The sequence below is a fragment of the Salmonella sp. 3C genome (genome assembly GCF_025426275.1).
Taxonomy (GTDB): Bacteria; Pseudomonadota; Gammaproteobacteria; order Enterobacterales; family Enterobacteriaceae; genus Salmonella; species Salmonella enterica.
Window position 1 is genome coordinate 3,505,490 of the sequence record NZ_CP104858.1, and the last position, 20,620, is coordinate 3,526,109.

Annotated in this window: 19 protein-coding genes, 1 tRNA gene and 1 pseudogene; 7 read left to right on the top strand and 14 right to left on the bottom strand. The window is 52.9% G+C overall.

From position 1 onward, the window contains the following. Window positions 1-4 precede the first annotated feature (4 nt). On the bottom strand, window positions 5-904 hold the full coding sequence (locus N7E69_RS16725) for a lysine exporter LysO family protein (protein WP_000491118.1): 900 nt from the start codon (window positions 902-904) through the stop codon (window positions 5-7). A gap of 201 nt (window positions 905-1,105) precedes the next feature. On the opposite strand from N7E69_RS16725, the gene N7E69_RS16730 reads away from it, so the two are divergent. Beyond that, window positions 1,106-2,764, top strand: coding sequence for an ATP-dependent endonuclease (locus N7E69_RS16730; RefSeq protein WP_000599761.1), 1,659 nt, complete (start codon window positions 1,106-1,108; stop codon window positions 2,762-2,764). Here the strand turns inward: N7E69_RS16730 and N7E69_RS16735 are convergent. Next, the gene (locus N7E69_RS16735) at window positions 2,761-3,711 is read right to left on the bottom strand and encodes a VirK/YbjX family protein (RefSeq protein ID WP_001537300.1); all 951 of its coding nucleotides are present in this window, start codon (window positions 3,709-3,711) and stop codon (window positions 2,761-2,763) included. The genes N7E69_RS16730 and N7E69_RS16735 overlap by 4 nt on opposite strands. A gap of 145 nt (window positions 3,712-3,856) precedes the next feature. Here N7E69_RS16735 and macA point away from each other — a divergent pair, with 145 nt between their 5' ends. Together macA and macB are read left to right on the top strand one after the other, a co-directional pair. Further along, on the top strand, window positions 3,857-4,975 hold the full coding sequence (macA, locus tag N7E69_RS16740; RefSeq protein ID WP_261743134.1) for a macrolide transporter subunit MacA: 1,119 nt from the start codon (window positions 3,857-3,859) through the stop codon (window positions 4,973-4,975). Beyond that, window positions 4,972-6,918, top strand: a complete 1,947-nt coding sequence (macB, locus tag N7E69_RS16745; protein ID WP_000125884.1) for a macrolide ABC transporter ATP-binding protein/permease MacB — start codon at window positions 4,972-4,974, stop codon at window positions 6,916-6,918. Before macA ends, macB begins: the two co-directional genes overlap by 4 nt. A gap of 129 nt (window positions 6,919-7,047) precedes the next feature. Here macB and cspD read toward each other — a convergent pair whose 3' ends face one another. Next, window positions 7,048-7,269 carry a cold shock-like protein CspD gene (gene cspD / locus N7E69_RS16750; protein ID WP_000447499.1) on the bottom strand — a complete coding sequence of 74 codons (222 nt, stop codon included), beginning with the start codon at window positions 7,267-7,269 and terminating at the stop codon, window positions 7,048-7,050. 150 nt (window positions 7,270-7,419) lie between these two features. Here cspD and N7E69_RS16755 point away from each other — a divergent pair, with 150 nt between their 5' ends. The 3 genes from N7E69_RS16755 (at window position 7,420) to clpA (ending at window position 10,220) form a co-directional block, all read left to right on the top strand. After that, window positions 7,420-7,497: a hypothetical protein gene (locus N7E69_RS16755; RefSeq protein WP_212742690.1), complete on the top strand. Its 78-nt coding sequence runs from the start codon at window positions 7,420-7,422 to the stop codon at window positions 7,495-7,497. A gap of 95 nt (window positions 7,498-7,592) precedes the next feature. Then, window positions 7,593-7,913, top strand: coding sequence for an ATP-dependent Clp protease adapter ClpS (gene clpS, locus N7E69_RS16760; protein ID WP_000520789.1), 321 nt, complete (start codon window positions 7,593-7,595; stop codon window positions 7,911-7,913). A gap of 30 nt (window positions 7,914-7,943) precedes the next feature. Further along, window positions 7,944-10,220 carry an ATP-dependent Clp protease ATP-binding subunit ClpA gene (gene clpA, locus N7E69_RS16765; RefSeq protein WP_000934064.1) on the top strand — a complete coding sequence of 759 codons (2,277 nt, stop codon included), beginning with the start codon at window positions 7,944-7,946 and terminating at the stop codon, window positions 10,218-10,220. 212 nt (window positions 10,221-10,432) lie between these two features. On the opposite strand, the gene N7E69_RS16770 is transcribed toward clpA, so the two are convergent. From N7E69_RS16770 to N7E69_RS16790, 5 genes and pseudogenes are all read right to left on the bottom strand, one after another. Further along, a complete protein-coding gene (locus N7E69_RS16770; RefSeq protein WP_108610887.1) occupies window positions 10,433-10,630 on the bottom strand; it encodes a hypothetical protein in 198 nt (65 codons plus the stop codon). 161 nt (window positions 10,631-10,791) lie between these two features. Further along, a pseudogene (locus N7E69_RS16775) lies at window positions 10,792-11,145 on the bottom strand (tyrosine-type recombinase/integrase); the annotation flags it as partial. A gap of 195 nt (window positions 11,146-11,340) precedes the next feature. Beyond that, window positions 11,341-11,428, bottom strand: a tRNA-Ser gene (locus N7E69_RS16780). 148 nt (window positions 11,429-11,576) lie between these two features. Beyond that, a complete protein-coding gene (locus N7E69_RS16785) occupies window positions 11,577-12,254 on the bottom strand; it encodes a hydrolase (RefSeq protein ID WP_000097893.1) in 678 nt (225 codons plus the stop codon). Window positions 12,255-12,273: 19 nt separating this feature from the next. Next, window positions 12,274-13,134 (bottom strand): pirin family protein, encoded by an 861-nt coding sequence (locus N7E69_RS16790; RefSeq protein ID WP_000809969.1) that lies wholly within the window; start codon window positions 13,132-13,134, stop codon window positions 12,274-12,276. A 108-nt stretch (window positions 13,135-13,242) separates the two neighbouring features. Between N7E69_RS16790 and N7E69_RS16795 the strand changes: the two genes are divergently transcribed. Next, window positions 13,243-14,154 carry a LysR family transcriptional regulator gene (locus N7E69_RS16795; protein WP_000597928.1) on the top strand — a complete coding sequence of 304 codons (912 nt, stop codon included), beginning with the start codon at window positions 13,243-13,245 and terminating at the stop codon, window positions 14,152-14,154. 90 nt (window positions 14,155-14,244) lie between these two features. On the opposite strand, the gene infA is transcribed toward N7E69_RS16795, so the two are convergent. From infA to trxB, 6 genes are all read right to left on the bottom strand, one after another. Then, window positions 14,245-14,463 (bottom strand): translation initiation factor IF-1, encoded by a 219-nt coding sequence (infA, locus tag N7E69_RS16800; protein ID WP_001040187.1) that lies wholly within the window; start codon window positions 14,461-14,463, stop codon window positions 14,245-14,247. Continuing rightward, a complete protein-coding gene (locus tag N7E69_RS16805; protein WP_001578948.1) occupies window positions 14,391-14,774 on the bottom strand; it encodes a membrane protein in 384 nt (127 codons plus the stop codon). The genes infA and N7E69_RS16805 overlap by 73 nt, the downstream gene beginning before the upstream one ends. Continuing rightward, window positions 14,775-15,479: a leucyl/phenylalanyl-tRNA--protein transferase gene (gene aat, locus N7E69_RS16810; protein WP_001241647.1), complete on the bottom strand. Its 705-nt coding sequence runs from the start codon at window positions 15,477-15,479 to the stop codon at window positions 14,775-14,777. Window positions 15,480-15,523: 44 nt separating this feature from the next. Continuing rightward, entirely contained in the window at window positions 15,524-17,245 is a 1,722-nt protein-coding gene (gene cydC / locus N7E69_RS16815) for a heme ABC transporter ATP-binding protein/permease CydC (protein ID WP_001751914.1), read from the bottom strand. Beyond that, on the bottom strand, window positions 17,246-19,012 hold the full coding sequence (cydD, locus tag N7E69_RS16820; RefSeq protein ID WP_001044549.1) for a heme ABC transporter permease/ATP-binding protein CydD: 1,767 nt from the start codon (window positions 19,010-19,012) through the stop codon (window positions 17,246-17,248). It lies immediately after the preceding gene. A 113-nt stretch (window positions 19,013-19,125) separates the two neighbouring features. Continuing rightward, the gene (gene trxB, locus N7E69_RS16825) at window positions 19,126-20,094 is read right to left on the bottom strand and encodes a thioredoxin-disulfide reductase (protein WP_000537407.1); all 969 of its coding nucleotides are present in this window, start codon (window positions 20,092-20,094) and stop codon (window positions 19,126-19,128) included. Window positions 20,095-20,620 lie beyond the last annotated feature (526 nt).

Consider the following 20,620-nt stretch of genomic DNA (forward strand, 5'->3'; position numbering starts at 1 on the left):
GGTATCAGGCCGAGAAGAACGCCATTAAGAGGGGGACCAGCAGGCTGAGGATAAAGCCATGTACGATAGCCGCCGGAACAATCTCTACGCCGCCGGAGCGCTGTAATACCGGCAACGTAAAGTCCATTGAAGTCGCTCCGCACAGGCCCAACGCCGTTGAACGGCTGCGGCGAACCAGACCGGGAATAAGCATAATGGCTAAGAGCTCGCGGGCCAGATCGTTAAAAAATGCCGCGCTGCCGATAACCGGTCCAAACGACTCCGTCAGCAAAATACCGGAAAGAGAGTACCAGCCGAAACCTGACGCCATCGCCAGGGCGGTTTTTAGCGGTAAGTCCAGGATAAACGCATTAATCACGCCGCCCAGTAATGAGCTTGCCACGACAACGACCGCGACCATCATTCCCCGGCGGTTAAGCACAATTTGCTTTAAGGTCATGCCGCTATTTCGTAGCTGAATCCCCACCAGGAACAATAAAAAGATCAGCGTATATTCACTGGCTTCGGTGGCGTGCTGTAAAACAGAGAGTCCGCTCAGGCCGATGACAAACCCCAATACCACTACGCCGCACAGTTGCAGCGACTCCAGCGCCATGGCAATACGTGAAGGCAGTTTTTCCTGCTGATGATGGTGACGCCACGGGAGGATACGTTCCAGCCACAATAAGGCGGCGATATTACACAATAAAATAATCGTAATACTGACGGCGGAATAATGAAAAATCGCCACCAGATTACTGGCGAGGTTATCCAAAAACGCCAGGCTTATTCCCATAAAAAAGAGAATAAGGTACACGATCCAGCTCAGTAGCCGGTTAATAAGTTGTAATGCGGCTTTATGTCGCAGTGGAATGAGATAGCCCACAATCAGTGGAACCAGAATGATTAAAAGTCCTGAAAACATGAACAGCCGGGCCCTTTTTTATTGTTTGAATAGCGTACATGACACTACCGAATTCCAGACTATCAGTAAAGCGACACCGTCAGCCGTACATTTATCAGACAGTTGCCCCAGGCAAAGGGGGGGAATATCACGCCAGGCGGACGCATTTGCCGTTATACTGCGGTGAATTTTATGGAGTGATGACGTTTTTCTGGAGGAAGCATGATTCTCGAACGCGTTGAAATAGTAGGATTTCGCGGTATCAACCGACTGTCGTTGATGCTGGAGCAAAACAACGTGCTGATTGGGGAAAACGCCTGGGGCAAATCCAGCCTGCTGGATGCGCTGACTCTGTTATTGTCGCCAGAACTCGATCTCTACCATTTTGTCCGTGAGGATTTCTGGTTTCCGCCTGGCGACATAAAAGGACGCGAGCATCACCTGCATATTATTCTGACTTTTCGCGAAACGCAGCCAGGGCGGCATCGGGTACGTCGTTATAGAGCGCTGGAAGCATGCTGGTCGCTTTGCGAGGATGATTTTCACCGTATTTTTTATCGGCTAGAGGGCGAATGCGGCGCCGATGGCAGCGTGATGACGCTGCGCAGTTTTCTCAATAGCGATGGGCAGCCATTACTGGTGGAAAATATTAACGATCAGGTGCGCCACCTGGTTCGTCTGATGCCAGTGCTACGTTTGCGCGATGCGCGCTTTATGCGACGTATTCGCAACGGTACGGTGCCCAATGTGCCGGATGTTGAAGTCACGGCCCGGCAACTGGATTTTCTGGCGCGTGAGCTGGCGACCCGGCCGCAAAATTTAACCGACGGGCAGATTCGTCAGGGACTGTCCGCGATGGTGCAACTGCTTGAACACTATTTCTCAGAGCAGGGCGCAGGACAGGCGCGTCACCGACTCATGCGCCGACGTTCGCAAAATGAGCAGCGTAGCTGGCGCTATCTGGATATTATTAATCGGATGATCGACAAACCGGGCAGCCGGTCGCATCGGGTGATCCTGCTGGGGCTTTTCTCCACGCTGTTACAGGCGAAAGGGACGCTGCGGTTACATAAAGACGCACGACCATTACTGCTGGTGGAAGATCCGGAAACCCGTTTACATCCCATTATGCTTTCAGTCGCCTGGCAATTGCTCAATCTGTTACCGCTACAGCGGATAGCGACAACCAACTCAGGCGAATTGCTCTCGCTAACGCCGGTGGAGCATGTCGTACGGCTGGTGCGCGAATCTTCCCGCGTCGCCGCCTGGCGTCTGGGCCCGGGCGGGTTAAGCGCGGAAGATGGACGGCGCATCGCCTTTCATATCCGCTTTAATCGCGCGTCATCGCTGTTTGCGCGTTGCTGGCTACTGGTGGAAGGCGAGACGGAAACCTGGGTTATTAATGAGCTGGCGCGTCAGTGTGGACATCATTTTGATGCGGAGGGCATTAAAGTCATTGAGTTTGCTCAGTCTGGCCTGAAACCGCTGGTGAAGTTCGCCCGCCGTATGGGAATCGAGTGGCATGTCCTGGTGGATGGCGACGAAGCGGGGAAAAAATATGCCGCGACGGTCCGCAGTCTGCTTAATAACGATCGGGAAGAAGAACGCGAACATCTCACGGCGCTGCCTGCGCTGGATATGGAACATTTTATGTATCGTCAGGGCTTTGCCGATGTTTTTCACCGGGTTGCGCAGCTTCCGCCTAATGTGCCGATGAATACCCGGAAAATTATCACTAAAGCTATCCACCGCTCGTCAAAGCCGGATTTGGCGATTGAAGTCGCGATGGAAGCCGGGCGGCGGGGAATTGACGCCGTGCCGCCGCTGTTCAGAAAGATGTTCTCGCGCGTGGTTTGGCTGGCGCGGGGCCGGGCGGATTAACGTTTGAATGTGGCCGGAACCTGTTCGACGACGCTATCGAGTAACGCATAGCGGCGGCGATACTCGGCCCGTTTTTTACTGGCGATCTCCGCTTCGCTTTTTCGGGCGATCGCCAGCGGCAGCGCATAGTAATTTCCTTTAATTCTTTCACCGCCTAACGATTCCCAAAACGCGTCATAGTCGGCATGCATTTGCGTCTTTTTATCCATGTATCGCCAGCTACGGTAAACGTGCGCATCGTTACTCACGGCTATAATCTTTTCTGCCTGAAAGACTTGCGCAAACTGACAGAGAGCCTCCATCACGATGCGTTTGGGAAAAAGACCATGGCAGGCTTTGGTCGCCTGCTGGATAATTTCGTGAGGGACGTCGTTTGCCGCGCCCTGTAATCCGCCGATAAATAGTGTGCGTTGTTGGTTAAAGCGACACAGGGTAAATGTGATCTCTGCCAGAATACGTAACTGTGCGTCGCGAACAACAATAGTGCTTTCACCTTCTTTATCCAGTGAGACCAGACTGACTAAATCAAGTTGAAACAACTCGCCGGTTTTAGTTTCAAATTTAGCAAGATTCAGGCCATACTGACTTAAATAGCTAACTTGTTGTTCCCGCGATAAAAGTTGGCGCATCTGTTGATAATGAAAACACAGCGCATCTAAGGCGAAATCGCGTTTAATATTTACAGCCATATAAGGACGATGTAGCCGAATAGGCAAACGCGGCTGACGAGCAAGTAACGTATTTAACTCCGGCCATTGGGTGAGATTGGTCAGTAATTGGCTGGTCGCACGCGGCATGACTAATGAGCGGATTAAAAACTTGCGACGAAAGCTGGCTTTACGCCAGAATTTTCCTGGCTGTAATTGCCCGCGCGTCAGACGAATAAATAATTGTAAAGGAGAGATGTAATCTGAAGTGTACCAGGTATTATCTGTAAGCTGTGTCATGATCGTAATCCGCGACATAAGATTGTCGAGATTGAACCACAGGAAACATTAACCAATCGTCAATACAGCCGGCGCTATCTTTATTGCGTCAGGTTTGTTTAGATACGGTTTACTTTCTGGTTAAAATTTTGCCGTCAGGGTTTCTATGCGTGCTAAGGGAAAGAAATTTAAAAAGCGTTATCTGGTCATTATTTTAATTCTTTTAGTGGGGGGGATGGCTGGCTGGCGAATGATAAATGCCCCGCTGCCAACTTATCAGACATTAATCGTGCGGCCAGGCGATCTTGAACAGAGTGTACTGGCGACTGGAAAACTGGACGCGTTGCGTAAAGTGGATGTCGGCGCGCAGGTGAGCGGCCAGTTGAAAACGCTGCTGGTCTCCATTGGCGATAACGTTAAAAAAGATCAGCTACTCGGCGTGATTGACCCAGATCAGGCGGAGAACCAGATAAAAGAGGTCGAGGCCACCCTGATGGAGCTGAACGCGGAGCGTCAGCAGGCAGCCGCTGAGTTAAAGCTGGCGCGGGTTACGCTGGCGCGCCAGCAGCAGTTAGCTAAGACTCAGGCGGTATCGCAACAGGATCTGGATACCGCGGTGACGGAGATGTCGGTTAAACAGGCGCGTATTGGCACCATAGATGCCCAGATCAAACGTAATCGGGCCTCGTTGGACACCGCGAAAACCAACCTGGAATATACCCGTATTGTCGCCCCCATGGCGGGGGAAGTGACGCAAATCACTACCCTGCAAGGACAAACGGTGATTGCAGCTCAGCAGGCGCCCAATATTCTGACGCTGGCGGATATGAGCACCATGCTGGTAAAAGCGCAGGTCTCGGAAGCGGACGTGATCCATCTTCGGGCGGGGCAGAAAGCATGGTTCACCATTGCAGGCGATCCGCAAACGCGCTATGAAGGCGTTTTAAAAGATATTCTGCCGACGCCGAAAAAGATCAACGACGCTATTTTTTATTACGCCCGGTTTGAAGTGCCGAATCCCAAAAGAATCTTGCGTCTTGATATGACCGCACAGGTTTATATTCAACTCATGGATGTCAAAAATGTGCTGATTATTCCTCTCGCCGCGCTTGGCGAACCGGTGGGCGGCAATCGTTATAAAGTGGCGCTGTTGCGTAACGGTGAAAAACGTGAGCGCGAAGTGGTCATTGGCGAGCGTAACGATACAGACGTAGAAGTGGTTAAAGGTCTGGAAGCGGGCGGTGAGGTGATCATCGGTGAGAGCAGGCCAGGAGCGACGCCATGACGGCATTGCTTGAACTGCGCAATGTGAGTCGCAGCTACCCCTCCGGAGAAGAGCAGGTGGCGGTGTTGAAAGATATCTCCCTGCAAATCCACGCCGGGGAGATGGTGGCGATCGTCGGCGTTTCCGGTTCTGGAAAATCAACGCTGATGAATATCCTCGGGTGCCTGGATAAACCGACCAGCGGCACTTATCGGGTGGCGGGGCGGGACGTCTCGACGCTGGACCCGGACGCGCTGGCGCAGCTGCGGTGTGAGCATTTTGGCTTTATCTTTCAGCGCTACCATCTGTTGTCGCATTTAACGGCAGCGCAAAATGTTGAAATCCCCGCCGTCTACGCCGGCATTGAACGCAAAAAACGCCAGGCGCGCGCCAGAGAGTTACTTCTGCGGCTGGGATTAAGCGATCGCGTCGATTACCCGCCTTCACAGCTTTCTGGCGGACAGCAGCAGCGTGTCAGTATTGCCCGCGCGCTGATGAACGGCGGACAGGTGATTCTGGCGGATGAGCCGACCGGCGCGCTGGATAGCCATTCCGGCGAAGAGGTGATGGCGATTTTGCGCCAACTGCGCGATCGCGGACATACGGTGATCATTGTGACGCACGATCCGCTGATTGCCGCCCAGGCGGAGCGGATTATTGAAATTCACGATGGCAAGATTGTCCATAATCCGCCCGCGGAGGAAAAGAAACGCGAACAGGGCGTTGACGCTGCCGTAGTTAATACGGCTCCCGGCTGGCGGCAATTTGCCAGCAGCTTTCGCGAAGCGCTGTCAATGGCGTGGTTAGCGATGGCCGCTAACAAAATGCGTACTTTACTGACCATGCTGGGAATTATTATCGGTATTGCGTCGGTGGTGTCGATTGTGGTGGTCGGCGACGCCGCAAAACAGATGGTACTGGCGGATATCCGCGCTATGGGCACTAACACGATTGATATTCATCCAGGCAAAGATTTTGGCGACGACAATCCGCAGTATCGACAGGCGCTGAAATATGACGATCTGGTCGCTATTCAGAAACAGCCGTGGGTTAACTCTGCGACGCCCAGCGTTTCAAAGAGCTTACGTCTTCGCTATGGCAATATTGATATTGCCGTAAATGCTAATGGCGTCAGTGGCGATTATTTTAACGTTTACGGCATGTCCTTTAGGGAGGGGAACACCTTCAATGCTGTACAGCAACAGGATCGCGCGCAGGTGGTGGTGCTGGATGCCAACACGCGACGCCAGCTATTTCCAAATAAAGCGAATGTCGTAGGGGAAGTGGTGCTGGTGGGTAATATGCCGGTTATTGTTATTGGCGTGGCGGAAGAGAAACCGTCCATGTACGGCAATAGCAATCTGTTGCAAGTTTGGTTGCCCTATAGCACGATGTCAGATCGCATAATGGGTCAGTCATGGCTTAACTCGATCACCGTTCGTGTGAAAGATGGCGTTGATAGCGATCAGGCTGAACAGCAGCTTACCCGCCTGCTCACCTTACGCCACGGTAAAAAAGACTTCTTCACCTGGAATATGGACAGCGTTCTGAAAACGGCTGAAAAAACCACCTATACTCTTCAGTTATTTCTGACGCTGGTGGCCGTCATTTCGCTGGTTGTCGGCGGCATTGGCGTTATGAATATTATGCTGGTTTCCGTCACCGAGCGAACGCGTGAAATCGGCATCCGTATGGCGGTAGGCGCGCGCGCCAGCGATGTGCTACAGCAGTTTCTTATTGAAGCGGTGCTGGTTTGCCTGGTTGGGGGAGCGCTGGGGATTAGCTTGTCGATGTTCATCGCATTTATGCTACAGCTTTTCCTGCCCGGCTGGGAGATCGGTTTTTCACTGACTGCGCTGGCGAGCGCGTTTTTATGTTCGACGTTTACCGGGATACTGTTTGGCTGGCTACCGGCGAGAAACGCGGCGCGACTGGACCCGGTGGATGCGCTGGTAAGGGAGTAATCTCGCTGACGTCATTTGTCGGCCTGATAAGATGCAACAGTGTCGCTATCAGGCACTGGCGTTAAATAAAAATGCCAGCCGATCGGGCTGGCATTTTGCCTCCTGGATGTACACAATGAGACAGAGGAGCTATGCAACGGCCTCTGCTTCGATGGGCACGATGACGCTGGCGTGATTGCCTTTTGGCCCCTGGTGGACATCAAACCGGACAGACTGTCCGGCTTTAAGCGTTCTGTAACCATCCATTTGAATGGTGGAATAATGGGCGAAAATATCCTCGCCGCCGCCTTCAGGGCAGATGAAACCAAACCCTTTGGCATTGTTGAACCACTTTACAGTACCCGTTTCCATGCTTCGACATCCTTCGTAAATCTTATATAAGTAAGATGGAATGAACCGGTGACGGAGTGGGGGCTGTTCAAAACCTCACCAACTCTCGACATTACAATTTAGAGAAATCAGGCGAGGCGTCAAGCATCAGGCAGGGGGGATCGGGTAAAAATGAATCAAAAATTTGAAGCAGTTAACGCTATTGCCGGGAATGTGACAGATGTCGCGGATGGTACTGATAGATGTTAGTTATCTATCAATTGAGGTAGATTGATTGTGTGCATAGACTCTGGTCAGCGGCAGATTTTCCTGCCGACAACCGTAACCGATAATGACGACTGACAATGGGTAAGACGAACGATTGGCTGGATTTTGACCAGTTGGTGGAAGATAGCGTGCGCGACGCGCTAAAACCGCCATCTATGTATAAAGTGATATTAGTCAATGATGATTACACTCCGATGGAGTTTGTTATTGACGTGTTACAAAAATTCTTTTCTTATGATGTAGAACGTGCAACGCAATTGATGCTTGCAGTTCACTATCAAGGCAAAGCCATCTGCGGCGTGTTCACCGCCGAGGTGGCGGAAACCAAAGTGGCGATGGTGAACAAGTATGCAAGGGAGAACGAGCATCCGTTGCTGTGTACGCTGGAAAAAGCCTGAATGCAGGTATAAAAATTGGGGGAGGTGCCTATGCTCAATCAAGAACTGGAACTCAGTTTAAACATGGCTTTCGCCAGAGCGCGCGAGCACCGTCATGAGTTTATGACCGTCGAGCATCTGTTGCTGGCGCTGCTCAGCAACCCATCGGCTCGCGAAGCGCTGGAAGCATGCTCCGTGGATCTGGTGGCGCTCCGTCAGGAACTCGAAGCCTTCATTGAACAAACCACACCCGTACTGCCTGCCAGTGAAGAAGAGCGTGATACGCAGCCGACGTTAAGTTTCCAGCGTGTCCTGCAGCGTGCCGTCTTCCATGTTCAGTCTTCCGGGCGTAGTGAAGTGACTGGCGCGAATGTGCTGGTGGCTATCTTTAGCGAACAGGAATCACAGGCGGCTTATCTGCTGCGCAAGCATGAAGTGAGCCGTCTGGATATCGTGAACTTTATTTCTCACGGGACGCGAAAAGACGAACCGAGCCAATCTTCCGATCTCGGCAATCAGCCAACTGGCGACGAACAAGCTGGCGGGGAGGAACGTATGGAAAACTTCACGACGAATCTTAACCAACTTGCTCGCGTGGGCGGCATCGATCCGCTGATTGGTCGTGAAAAAGAACTTGAACGCGCGATCCAGGTCTTGTGTCGTCGCCGTAAAAATAACCCGTTGCTGGTAGGGGAATCCGGCGTCGGCAAAACGGCGATTGCCGAAGGGCTGGCCTGGCGTATCGTGCAGGGCGATGTGCCGGAAGTGATGGCCGATTGCACCATTTACTCTCTGGATATCGGTTCGCTGCTGGCGGGCACCAAATACCGCGGCGATTTTGAAAAACGGTTTAAGGCGTTGCTGAAACAGCTTGAGCAGGATACCAACAGCATCCTGTTTATCGATGAAATCCATACCATTATCGGCGCTGGCGCGGCGTCGGGCGGACAGGTGGATGCGGCAAATCTGATTAAACCGCTGCTTTCCAGCGGCAAGATCCGGGTGATCGGCTCAACGACCTATCAGGAATTCAGCAATATTTTTGAGAAAGACCGTGCATTAGCGCGCCGTTTCCAGAAAATTGATATTACCGAGCCTTCGGTGGAAGAGACGGTGCAAATTATCAACGGCTTGAAACCTAAGTACGAAGCGCACCACGACGTGCGTTATACCGCGAAAGCGGTGCGTGCGGCGGTCGAGTTGGCGGTAAAATATATCAATGACCGCCATCTGCCGGATAAAGCCATTGACGTGATTGACGAAGCGGGCGCTCGGGCGCGTCTGATGCCGGTGAGCAAACGTAAGAAAACGGTCAACGTGGCGGATATTGAGTCCGTAGTGGCGCGAATTGCGCGAATTCCTGAAAAGAGCGTCTCGCAGAGCGATCGCGATACGCTGAAGAACCTGGGCGATCGTCTGAAAATGCTGGTCTTCGGCCAGGATAACGCGATTGAGGCGCTGACCGAAGCTATTAAGATGAGTCGTGCCGGTCTGGGCCATGAGCATAAACCTGTCGGCTCATTCTTGTTCGCCGGGCCAACTGGCGTAGGGAAAACTGAAGTTACGGTACAGCTTTCAAAAGCGCTGGGTATTGAGCTGTTGCGCTTCGATATGTCCGAATATATGGAGCGTCATACGGTGAGCCGTTTGATCGGCGCGCCTCCGGGATACGTCGGTTTCGACCAGGGCGGGCTGCTGACGGATGCGGTGATTAAGCATCCTCATGCGGTGCTGTTGCTGGATGAGATCGAAAAAGCGCACCCGGATGTCTTTAACCTGCTGCTGCAGGTGATGGATAACGGTACGCTGACCGATAACAATGGCCGTAAGGCGGATTTCCGCAACGTGGTGCTGGTGATGACCACCAACGCCGGCGTGCGAGAAACCGAACGTAAATCTATTGGTCTTATTCATCAGGACAACAGTACCGATGCGATGGGCGAGATCAAGAAAGTGTTTACGCCGGAGTTCCGTAACCGTCTCGACAACATTATTTGGTTCGATCATCTGTCTGGCGAGGTGATTCATCAGGTTGTCGATAAGTTTATCGTCGAGTTGCAGGCTCAGTTGGATCAGAAAGGCGTCTCTCTGGAAGTCAGTCAGGAAGCGCGCGACTGGCTGGCGGAAAAGGGCTATGACCGGGCGATGGGCGCACGACCGATGGCGCGTGTGATTCAGGATAACCTGAAAAAACCGCTGGCCAATGAGTTGCTGTTTGGATCGCTGGTTGATGGCGGACAGGTCACCGTCGCGCTGGATAAAGAGAAAAATGCGTTGACGTATGGCTTCCAGAGTGCGCAAAAGCACAAGCCGGAAGCCGCGCATTAATCTTCGTTTCACTGCCGTACAAACCGGGCCTTAGCGCCCGGTTTTTTTACGCCGGCTAATAGTTAGCCTGATGGCGTTGTGCTCGCGGTAGGCGGACAAGGCGCTTGTAAATTGCGTCATCATCCGGTAATCGACGGGTCAAATGCGAAAAAAAAGCCCGACCCGCTGCGTGAAAAGGGATGCTGAAGCCGCTGTTACCAATGCCAAAAAAACTAATCCTCTTCTCTGAAAAGAGTAGTCTTACACTTAGCACAAAGAATTCTTCTGTGATTATCCCATACCTGTATCAAACCAACATCGCTGAATTTCTCGTGACCACAACTGTAGCAGGATATTTTGCTCATATTGTGTTTTTTAATATATTCATCTTTGGCGGGAAGTTGCTTCCAGTAGCCTATCAGTCCGGGCATAACCTCTCCTTGAGTGGGTTATGTAATTTGCAAATCATGATAATAATTATATAAGAAATAGTTCAGTATGAAATTATTACTTATCACATTTTCGAAAGCGAATGCTATTAGCATCACACTTTCTACGTTGTTATCAACGATAATGCTTTCGTACAGGTAGCTTAGCTGTTGGCAGTGCTATACCCCGTCCAATCATCCATCAACGCCACCCGTTTAGGCCATAACGTCCCACGCTGATACGCTGCTTCAGCCTTATCTGCCAACTGGTGCGCCAACGCATGTTCAATAACCTCACGTTGATAATCCGTTGCTTCACCAGCCCACTCACGGAAAGTAGAACGGAAGCCATGTTGCGTTAAGTCGATATATCCCATTCGTTTCAATACAGCCAATAACGACATATCAGAAAGTGTTTCAGCGCGAGGGGCAGGGAATACATGATTGTTATCTTTTAATCGTGGTAAATCTTTTAACAAATCAACAGCAGCATCAGACAGAGGAACTCGGTGCTTTTTTACTACCGAGAGATACTTATGCAAACTTTTCTAAAGCGTTTCAGGTAGGGAAGTAGGGCTGTTTTACACAATCTATAGTAAGTTTGGTGTAGCAACCAAAGGTCCAAAAACAAACCTTTCATCAGGAAAATCACAGTAAAAACAAGAAGTTTAGATACAAAAGCCCGTACTTTCGTACGAGCTCTTTCTTGAATATGGCGGTGAGGGGGGGATTCGAACCCCCGATACGTTGCCGTATACACACTTTCCAGGCGTGCTCCTTCAGCCACTCGGACACCTCACCATATTGTATTGCTGCCTGACCGCTTGGGGGGCAACGGGGCGCTACTATAGGGAGTTGCGCTAAAACGGTCAAGCAGAATTTACATATTCACTGTCGTTTGCTCATGCAATAGACATAATCCCCGCCCAAACTGGCGCGGGGAGGCAAATTAGCGCTGTGAATCCAACATTTCGTTGTTTTTCACCACATCCTGCGCTTTGCTGTAGCTTTCTATCAGCAGTTGATAGGCCGGGAATACCTGAGTATAAACGTCGGCCCACGCGGCGGCGTCTTCACGGTTCCAGGTGCCTTGCAGCTCAGAGGCGACTGCGGCAGTATCCATCGGTACGACGCCAGCCTGTACGATACGCGCCAGGGTGATCTCCTGCGCCATCTTACTGTAGGTACCGGATGCGTCGATCACGGCAAATACCTTATAACCTTCCGCTACCGCGCTAATGGCCGGGAATGCCATGCACACGCTGGTAATCGTCCCGGCAATGATCAGCGTCTTACGACCCGTCGCTTTTACCGCCTTAACGAAATCTTCGTTATCCCAGGCGTTAATTTCACCTTTACGCGCAATGTACTGCGCATGTGGCGCATTAGCGTGGATCTCCGGGATCAGCGGGCCGTTCGGACCTTGCGGTACGGATGCCGTGGTAATGACCGGCATTTTCGCTAACGTCGCCATCTTCGCCAACGCCGCGGCGCGAGCGCGTAATTCCGGCATTGGCATATCGCCTACGGTCTGGAAAAGACCGCTTTGATGATCGATTAAAAGCATCACGGAATCGTTAACATCAATTACCGGGCGCAAACCATTAAAATTAGCAGGACTTGACATCGTGTTCTCCTTCATGTTTTCAGATTTGGCCAAAACGGCCGGAGTTGAAATCGCGGACTGCTTCTGCGATCTCTTGTTTCGTGTTCATAACAAATGGGCCGTAACCCACAATCGGTTCATTCAGCGGCTCGCCTGATAACAGCAATACGCTGGCGTCGCTGCTGGCCTCAAGGTGCAGCGTTTTCCCTTGCTGGCTCAATACCACCAGTTGCGCTTCGTTGACCGGCGTCGTGCCGTTCACCGTGATATTGCCTTTCAGTACCACCAGCGCGGTGCTCCATCCTTCCGGCTGTGCCAATGTAAGCTGGCGATTGCGTTGCAGGCGCATATCCCAGACATTGAGCGGCGAGAAAGTGTGCGCCGGGCCTTTTGTCTCTTCATAACGCCCTGCAATGACCCGCACGACTCCGGCGTCATCCGGTAACGTAACGGTCGGGATAACATCGTGGGTAATGCTTTGATAACCCGGGGTGGTCATTTTGTCCTTCATTGGAAGGTTAACCCACAACTGCACCATTTCCAGTTCGCCGCCCCGACGGGTAAACGCGTCGGAATGGAACTCTTCATGCAAAATGCCTGCGCCTGCGGTCATCCACTGAACGTCGCCCGGGCCGATAACGCCGCCGCGACCGGTAGAGTCCCGATGCTCGACTTCGCCACTATAAACAATCGTCACGGTCTCGAAACCGCGGTGTGGATGCTCCCCAACGCCGCGTTTTTCATTACCCGGCGTAAATGTGTGCGGCCCGGCATAATCCAGCAGCAGGAAGGGACTCAACTGCTGCGCATGTGACTGATAAGAAAAGAGTGAACGAACCGGAAATCCATCGCCAACCCAGTGCGGGCGAGGTGCGGTATAGACGCCTGTAATCTGTTTCATGGTGTTCTCCTCAGTGGCGTTGTCTTGATGTGAATAAGCTTATATTCATGACAAAAGCTTCGGTAGTGGCTAAAATGGCTCATACCGTTCCATTAATAGGACAATGTAATGATAAAAACGGATCTCAATGATTTTGCGTGGTTTGTGCATGTGGTCGAAGAGGGTGGGTTTGCCGCGGCGGGGCGTGCGCTTGATGAACCAAAATCAAAACTGAGCCGGCGTATTGCGCAACTGGAGGAACGGCTGGGCGTGCGATTGATTCAGCGAACCACCCGGCAGTTTAACGTTACCGAAGTGGGACAAACATTCTATGAGCACTGTAAAGCGATGCTGGTGGAAGCTCAGGCGGCGCAGGATGCCATTGCCGCATTGCAGGTAGAGCCTCGCGGTATCGTGAAGCTGACCTGCCCGGTGACGCTGCTGCATGTACACATCGGCCCAATGCTGGCGAAGTTTATGGCGCGTTATCCTGATGTTTCGCTACAGCTTGAAGCGACCAATCGTCGGGTGGACGTCGTAGGGGAGGGGGTGGATGTGGCGATTCGCGTCAGGCCGCGCCCGTTTGAAGATAGCGACCTGGTGATGCGCGTCCTGGCTGACAGAGGGCATCGCCTGTTTGCCAGCCCGGATCTTATCGCACGGATGGGAATCCCTTCCGCGCCGGCGGAGTTGAGTCATTGGCCAGGGCTAAGTCTTGCATCCGGCAAGCATATCCACCGCTGGGAACTTTACGGCCCGCAGGGCGCGCGTGCGGAAGTCCATTTTACCCCGCGTATGATTACTACAGACATGTTGGCGCTACGCGAGGCGGCGATGGCGGGCGTGGGGCTTGTGCAGTTACCTGTCTTAATGGTGAAAGAACAACTGGCCGCCGGTGAACTGGTCGCGGTGCTGGAAGAGTGGGAGCCCCGGCGGGAGGTTATTCATGCTGTGTTCCCATCCCGGCGAGGATTATTACCTTCCGTACGCGCGTTGGTCGATTTTTTGACGGAAGAGTATGCGCGGATGGTGGAAGAGTAACCTGCTCGTCATTCATCGACTTAATGGACGCAAAAAAGGCCGGTTAAACCGACCTTTTATCCAGCCGCCCTTCAGGGCGTGAGGAGACAATTAGCGACTACGGAAGACAATGCGGCCTTTGCTCAGGTCGTACGGGGTCAGCTCAACGGTCACTTTGTCGCCCGTCAGGATGCGGATGTAGTTCTTACGCATTTTACCGGAGATGTGTGCAGTAACCACGTGACCGTTTTCTAACTCTACGCGGAACATGGTATTAGGTAACGTTTCGAGAACGGTACCTTGCATTTCAATATTGTCTTCTTTGGCCATCTAATCCTCTGGGGTATCACTACCATAATTTGAACCGGCAAGATAATGCCGAACTTCTTTTGATAAGTAAAGATTTGTGCGTTTAAAACACAGCAAACCAGGTTTAGCACATGATTCCGCGACACACGACAACGCCGCGTTATACACTTTTTCCCTGATACTACCGCCTGATGTATCGACATAAGCGCAACATATAAGGGAACGGTGAAATAAACGATGGGCGTTACCTGACAACGGGCTGCGGGATAATGAGCTAAACCAATTCTGCGGCAGCAATTATAACACCCCAATAAAAAATGTGCCGAAAACATTCACTTCCGGGGCAAAAATAATGTCCGCGGCACCCAAAAACGGGAGGCCAGCGGCTGTTGGCGTAAGGCCGCGAGGTGATCGAGGTAGTCACGACGTAGAATTTCAATGGCGCCGAGCGAGGCGGTATGATTATTAAGTACCTGACAATCAATAAGTTTACCGCCGTGACGGATAAATTCAGCGCAAAAAACCAGCAGTGCGGTTTTAGAGGCATTCTCCTGGCGGCTAAACATCGATTCGCCGCAAAATAGCGCCCCCTGCGAGACGCCATATATCCCGCCGACCAGTTCCCGATCGCGCCACACTTCAATGGAGTGCGCGTGGCCCAATTCATGTAATCGGCGATAGGCTTCCTCAATACCACGCGTTATCCAGGTGCCTTCGTCACGGTGATTGGCGCATCCATCAATGACCCGGTCGAAAGCGTAATTGAGCGTCACGCGGTAAGGGGATGCGTTGTGAAAGCGCTTCATGCTGCGACTGAGGTGAAACTTTTCAGGCCACAGCACGGCGCGCGGATCGGGCGACCACCACAGAATCGGGTCGCCCGGCGAAAACCACGGGAAAATCCCGTGCTGATAGGCCATTAACAACCGGGCAGGGCTGAGATCGCCGCCCAGCGCCAGTAAACCGTTAGGCTCGCGTAAAGCGCCTTCCGGCGAAGGGAAGGCGATAGAATGTCGGGAAAGCTGAACCAGACGCATGACGGCGAAACTCCAGTACGCAAGTCGGATCGTTCAATAATAGCTTACAGACGTTGTTTAAACTGATAATAGCGCCCTTGTCCGGCTAACAATTCTGCATGAGTGCCTCGCTCAATGATGCGCCCGTCGTCCATTACGATGATTTGATCAAAACGGGCCAGGCCGCGCAAACGGTGAGTCACCATCAGGATGGTTTTCTCGCGCATCACATCGGCAAGTAATTCCAGCATTTCGCTCTCGGTGGTCGCATCCAGCCCCTCAGTAGGCTCATCCAACAGCATCAACGGGGCATCGTGCAACAGCGCGCGGGCGATGGCCAGGCGACGAAGTTCGCCGCCGGATAGCAGACGACCGCCTTCGCCGAGCCAGCTATTAAGCCCACTATCTTCGAGCAGATTTTCGAGGCCGACGCGACGCAGCATGTCGGAAAGGGCTTCGTCGCTGGCATTGGGCGCCGCCAGTAATAAATTATCACGCAGCGTGGCGCTGAACAGGTGGACACGCTGCGGCACCACGCTGATAGTCCGGCGTAAGGCGGATTCGCTCAGCGAGGATAGCGGAAGATCGTTGAGCAGAATTTTGCCTTGTTGCGGGGCCCAGGCGCGGGTGAGTAGCTGCAACAGCGTTGATTTTCCGCAGCCGGTACGCCCCAGAATAGCGACATGCTCGCCAGGATTAGCCTGTAATGAGAGGGCATTGAGCGCATTAATCGGCTGGTCGGGATAACGAAACGAAACGTCCCGCAGGGTGAGTGTGACCTTTTCCGGCGCGGGAGTTTCTGCTTGCGGAAAGGTCACCTCCGGTTTTTGCTCCGTTAATTCAGTGATACGAAGCGCAGAGGCGATAACCTGCCCCAGATGCTGGAATGCGCCGGTAACGGGCGCAAGCGCCTCGAAAGCCGCCAGCGCGCAGAAGACAAACAGCGCGATGAGCGCGCCGGGCTGCGTATTGCCGCCAACGCCGCCGGAGGCCATCCACAACATTAACATCACCGCCAGCGCACCAATCAGCAGCATTAACGCCTGCGATAAGGCGGTGAGTTCAGACTGTCGGCGTTGGGCCTCATGCCATTGTAATTCGGTGGCTTCCATTTGCGCCCGATAGCGTTTGCTGGCGCCAAAAATGGTGAGTTCCGCCTGGCCCTGTAACCATGACGTGAGCTGCTGGCGATACTGACCTCGTAGATGCGTCAGATTTTGGCCGGTATTTTTGCCGGCGCGATAAAACACCGGCGGCATAATAAACAGCGTCAACAGCATAATGCCGCCCAGCGTGATCGCCAGCGTCACGTCGAGAACGCTAAGCCCCAGGGTGACAATCATAATCACTACAAAAGCGCCGACCAGCGGGGAGATGACGCGCAAATAGAGATGGTCCAGCGTGTCGACGTCGGCAACGATGCGGTTCAGCAGTTCACCTTGCTGATAACGCGCCAGACCCGCGGGGGAGAGCGGTAAAAGTTTGCTGAAGGTATAAATACGCAGATGTTGCAGCACGCGGAACGTGGCGTCATGACTTACCAGACGTTCAAAATAACGACCGGCGGTACGGGTAATGGCCGCGCCGCGCACGCCGGCCGCCGGGAGCATATAGTTAAGACTGTAAATTCCCGCGAAGCCTGCGATAGCGGACGCGGACAGGAACCAGCCGGAAAGCGTCAGCAGCCCGATACTGGCAAGCAGGGTCAGGATTGCCAGCGCAATTCCCAGCGTTAGCATCCATTTGTGGCGTTTATAAAGCGTCAGATAAGGGAGTAGCGCGCGCATTTAAATATCCTCCTGACGGTGAGCCAATAACGTCGCAAAAGCGCCGTTGGCGGCGCTGAGTTCGGCATAGCTGCCTTGTTCGACAATCGCGCCATCTTGCATAACCCAGATAGCGTCCCAGTCGGCGAGATCTTCCAACTGATGCGTCACCATTAATGTGGTCTGGCGTTTTGACGCCGCTTTTAACGCCTGCATGACGCGTTGCTCGCTGTGAGCGTCCAGGCTTGCCGCCGGTTCATCCAGCAGTAGCAGTTGACAGGGATTAAGTAGCGCGCGGGCGACCGCTACACGCTGTGCCTGGCCGACGGAAAGTCTGCTGGCATGATTGCCGAGCGGGGTGTCTACTCCCTGCGGCAGCAGCGGTAAAAACTCGCTTACCCATGCGGCGTCAAGCGCGGCATAAAGTTCCTGCTCGCTGGCGTCCGGGCGCGCCAGTAATACATTTTCGCGTAGCGTCGCTGCAGGTAATTGCGGGTTTTGTCCGACCCAGGAGAGATGCTGGCGCCAGGATTCCGGCGAGAGATCGCGAAGCTCGACACCGTTAATACGCAAAGAGCCCTGATAGGAGAGAAAACCGGATAATACATTCAACAGAGAGCTTTTACCGGAACCGCTGCGTCCTACCAGGACGGCGCGTTCTCCTGCCGCTAATGAGAAATTCAGCGGCCCGGCAAGCGTTTTGCCTTCTGGCGAGGTGATAATAAGATTGACTGCGTCAATGGTTACAGGTTCGTTTTCCGCCAGCTCAACTTCGCCGCGCGCCGGGTGGGCGAGGGGTGTTTCCAGAAACGTCTTCAGACTATCCGCCGCGCCAACCGCCTGCGCCTTAGCATGGTAAAACGTGCCGAGGTCGCGTAACGGCTGGAAAAACTCCGGCGCGAGGATCAAGGCGAGGAACCCGGCGGCGAGCGTCACGCCGGTACCGTAATGACCAAAGTTCAGTTCGCCCAGGTAAGAGAAGCCAAAATAAACGGCGACCAGCGCAATAGAAAGCGAGGTGAAAAATTCCAGCACGCCGGAAGATAAAAAGGCGAGGCGCAGTACTTCCATCGTGCGCTGACGAAAATCCTGCGATGCTGCGCGAATGCTTTCGGTTTCCGCTTCTCCACGACCGAAAATTCGCAGCGTTTCCATCCCGCGCAGACGGTCAAGAAAATGGCCGCTTAGCCGGGCAAGCGCCAGGAAATTGCGGCGGTTGGCGTCAGCCGCGCCCATCCCCACCATTGCCATAAATAGGGGAATGAGCGGGGCGGTGCCCAGCAGAATCAGCGCCGCCGCCCAGTTTGACGGGAAAATCGCCGCCACGATTAAGAGCGGTACGCAAACGGCAAGCGCCATTTGCGGCAGATAGCGCGCATAATAGTCATGCATATCGTCAATCTGCTCCAACACCAGCGTCGCCCAGCTACCGGCGGGCTTGCCCTGAATCCAGACAGGGCCGGCTTGCTGCAGACGATCCAACACCTGACGGCGGATCTCAAAGCGAATATGCTGTCCGGCATGAAAACCGACGCGCTCGCGCAACCACACCACCCAGGCGCGGAGGACAAAGACCAGTATCAGCAGGATAAAAGGGAGCAACAGCGCTTCCCGTGGAATGTTCTCCATGATCATATGTTGCAGGATACGCGCCATGATCCAGGCCTGAGCGACAATTAATACGCCACTCATGAACCCCAACAGGCGGGAAATATTCAACCACCGTTGGGAGATTACGCTTTGCTGTTTTAACCAGCGGGTCAGCTCTTTTTGACGGGTTTTATTCATTGCACGCTTAGCAGGTGAGTTATTGGAATTTCAGGCAGGGCAATGTTACAACGACGCAAAAATAAAGGCGACTTATAGTCGCCTTTTTTACTTTTGTTACTGATTTGTAAAAACTATTTGCTCGCGTCGGCCAGACCATCGAGATAGCGTTCAGCATCCAGCGCCGCCATACAGCCCGTACCTGCAGAGGTGATCGCCTGACGGTAAATATGATCCATGACGTCACCCGCCGCGAATACGCCAGGGATGCTGGTTTGTGTGGCGTTGCCATGGGTGCCGGACTGAACTTTGATATAACCATTTTCCAGCTCAAGCTGGCCTTCGAAGAGCGCCGTGTTTGGGCTATGACCGATGGCTACGAAAAGTCCGGCGATGTCCAGCGTCTCGATATTATCGCTCTGCTGCGTGTCGCGAAGACGCAGACCGGTGACGCCCATCTGATCGCCGGTCACTTCTTCCAGCGTCCGGTTGGTGTGCAGAATGATATTGCCATTTTCGACTTTATCCATCAGGCGCTTAATGAGGATTTTTTCAGCACGGAAACCGTCACGGCGATGGATAAGGTGCACTTCCGAAGCGATGTTGGACAGATAAAGCGCTTCTTCAACCGCGGTGTTGCCGCCGCCGATCACCGCTACTTTCTGATTGCGGTAGAAGAAACCGTCGCAGGTTGCGCAGGCGGAAACGCCGCGCCCTTTAAAGGCTTCTTCCGATGGCAGCCCCAGATAGCGCGCGGAAGCGCCGGTCGCAATGATCAACGCATCACAAGTGTACTCTGCGCTGTCACCTGTCAGACGGAACGGACGATTTTGCAGATCCACGTTGTTGATGTGATCAAAAATTATCTCGGTTTCAAATTTTGCCGCATGTTCATGCATGCGTTCCATCAGCAGCGGGCCGGTCAAATCGTTTGGATCGCCGGGCCAGTTTTCCACTTCCGTCGTGGTAGTCAGTTGACCGCCTTTTTCCATACCGGTAATAAGTACCGGCTGTAAATTTGCGCGCGCGGCATACACCGCCGCGGTATATCCCGCCGGTCCTGAGCCCAGAATAAGCAGCTTACTGTGTTTGGTCGTGCCCATGAGATCCCCATAGTTGTTGGCAGACAATGAGCAGAATTGTAGGGAATTTACAGACGTAAAAAAAGAGCATAACGATTTTGTTAACAATATGTGTAATAGCATGAACCGATGAACGGCCGCGACAGCGACGTTATCATCACAAACTTTAATTAAAATCGGTAACTTATAAGGTGACGAAATGACAGTTTACCGCCCTCTCTAATGAATAACTGGCATGTTGTACTAAAAATCGATGTTTTGCTTTGACAATCACCTGCTGTTTTGCGAAAACATTCGAGGAAGAAAAAACTGTGTTATGTATGTGCTGCATAATCATGCATGTAAATACCATGTTTACCGGGCTAGTGAAATCTACGCATGGCGTGGACAGACGCCATTCGTGATGTCGATAGCTGCCGCGAGGCAACGGTCTTCTCACCATAGACCAGGCATTGCGCGCCGTTAATCCCTCTGGGTTTCGGTCTATCGTGATGGGCAGCGACTCTGAACAGTGATGTGAGTAGAGTCAGGCAGGAGTAGGGAAGGA